We start from the raw sequence: 2,410 nt of genomic DNA, 5'->3' as shown, positions 1-2,410 counted from the left end.
GGTTAGCTGAGAAGATAATTGTATCGCCCTTGCGAATTTTAACTTGACGATGCTGACCGTTAGCAATCCGAGTCATTGCTGCTAGGGTTTCACCCTGGGAGCCTGTGGTTAGTACCAAGACTTGGTTATCTGGGAGGTGATTGGCTGATTGCAGCGGTTCAAAAACACTATCGGGACAGTTAATATAACCGAGGTTCCGTGCGTGAGCGATCACGTTGAGCATCGATCGACCGACTACGCATACTTTCCGATTGTACTTCATGGCGATCTCGATCGTCATGTTGATCCGGTGGACGGAGGATGAGAAGGTGGTTACCATCACCCGACCTTTGGCTAAACTGATAAATCTGTCGAGGTTGGGGAATACCGAACGCTCGGATGGTGTAAAGCCAGGAATCTCGGAGTTGGTGGAGTCACTGATCAAGCACAGTACGCCTTTTTCGCCATGTTCGGCGAGTTTGGCATAGTCATAAGCTTCGCCATCGACGGGGGTATGGTCGAATTTAAAGTCTCCGGTATGGATGACGACACCGACGGGAGTATGTAGCGCAACTGTAAAGCTATCGGCGATCGAGTGAGTATTGCGGATAAACTCAACGAAGAAGGATTCGCCAATTCTGACTATATCGCGGGGGGCTACTGTTTTTATTTTAGTCCGATCGGCGACACCAGCTTCTTCTAACTTACCTTGCAATAGAGCCATTGCGAGGCGCGGGCCGTAAATAATCGGAATGTCAAATTGCTTGAGGTGATAGGGAATTCCACCGATATGATCTTCATGTCCGTGGGTGACGATCATCCCTTTGATTTTGTGCTGGTTTTCGCGCAGATAGGTCATATCTGGCAAGACGATATTGATGCCGTGCATTCCATCAGTGGGGAAAGCCAATCCAGCATCGAGGAGTAAAATCTCGTCGTTAATTTCAAAGACACATGTATTTTTACCTATTTCATGTAAACCGCCCAATGGGATGATTTTCAAAGTAGGTTCATTAGACTTTTTGGCGACTGTGGAGGTCTGCGATGATTTGAGAATTGGACTCATTTAGATAGATATGGATAGTTGGATATTTTTAAAACAAAACTGGATTTTTCGATGTATCGATTGGCAGCTACAAATTCAGTTAGCTGTCAGACTTGGTATGTTAGAATCGAAACTTTATTGGGTGTGGACTCGCTAGAGCGACTGAGAAGTGTTTCCGCGATTTGGTCGCTACGATTTCCATCACACCAATGGCGGAGCATGGCTGCAACGCTGTAAATATAAAGATAATAGATAATTCAGGCTTCCGAAAACTATGCGCTAGAAATTTGCACTGGCTGTTATTAAACTAACTGAATATTTATGCTCGAAGACCAGTAACCGTATTACCTAATCTTAGATTTATTAATTTCGGCTTGACTAGGTGTGGCTCGCTTCCAATCACGTGTTTTTTGACAAAGCTTATGCTGCTAACTCGTCAAATTTTAACCCGCTCGTTTCTGACTTATCTGCGTTTTTCATCGTTATCTTAGTTGTATCATATTATCGGCAATGGGTCAATCATTCGCAGCACAATTATCAAATTTGCTTGCTTTGCGCGATGCACTGAGCTTGCGTTGCCCTGAAGCTCTGCCGAAGGGTCGAAGTGTCGGCTTTGTCTAATCGCGACACATCGACAGCAGTAGGCCTTGTCTGTCTAATAATTGCTGAATTTGAGGTAGTAATTGGTTCGGTAATTCACACATCGGCAATCGCAGTCCGCCAACTTCCCAGCCTTGCAATTTGAGTGCCGCTTTAATCGGCATGGGGTTAGGTGCGAGAAATAGCCCTTTAAATAGAGGCAGCATTTGGATGTGCATTTTAGTCGCTAGCTGGTTGTGGCCGGATGCAAACGCCGCAATCATTGCCTGAATTTCATTGCCGACTAGATGACTGGCGACACTTACGACACCTGTTCCACCTACAGCCAGGATCGGTAATGTCAAAGAGTCATCACCAGAATAAATCGCAAAATCTGGCGGTGTCAAGCTGCGAATTTGACTGGCTATATCTAGATTACCCGTAGATTCCTTGATTGCGACAATGCCATCTAATTTTGCTAATTTAGCGATCGTCTCTGGCTCTAGCTGTTGTCCGGTACGTCCGGGGATATTGTAGAGCATCATCGGCAAGTCGCAAGCTGCCGCGATCGCTTCAAAATGCTGGTATAAACCGATCTGGGGCGGCTTATTGTAGTAAGGGACTACTTGTAGACTACCATCTACTCCTAGTTTAGCAGCTTTTTGGGTGGCTTCGATCGCTTCACTGGTAGAATTTGACCCAGTACCAGCAATGACTTTGGCTTTCCCAGCGACGGCTTTTTGGACGACTTGAAATAGTTGATACTCTTCATCCCAGCTCAGCGTTGGCGATTCGCCTGTCGTGCCA

General features: G+C 45.9%; 2 protein-coding genes. Both read right to left on the bottom strand.

Going from position 1 to position 2,410, the window contains the following annotated elements; genetic code table 11:
• On the bottom strand, window positions 1–1,045 hold a 1,045-nt coding region (locus tag RMO52_RS07530), incomplete at its 3' end, for an RNase J family beta-CASP ribonuclease (RefSeq protein ID WP_310412465.1).
• A gap of 596 nt (window positions 1,046–1,641) precedes the next feature.
• Window positions 1,642–2,410, bottom strand: a 769-nt coding sequence (gene dapA / locus RMO52_RS07525; protein ID WP_310412461.1) for a 4-hydroxy-tetrahydrodipicolinate synthase, incomplete at its 5' end; no start/stop codon positions are given.

Origin of the sequence: Chamaesiphon sp. OTE_8_metabat_110, assembly GCF_031382685.1 — a bacterium.
GTDB lineage: Bacteria > Cyanobacteriota > Cyanobacteriia > Cyanobacteriales > Chamaesiphonaceae > Chamaesiphon.
This window is presented reverse-complemented; position numbering and strand designations above follow the sequence as displayed.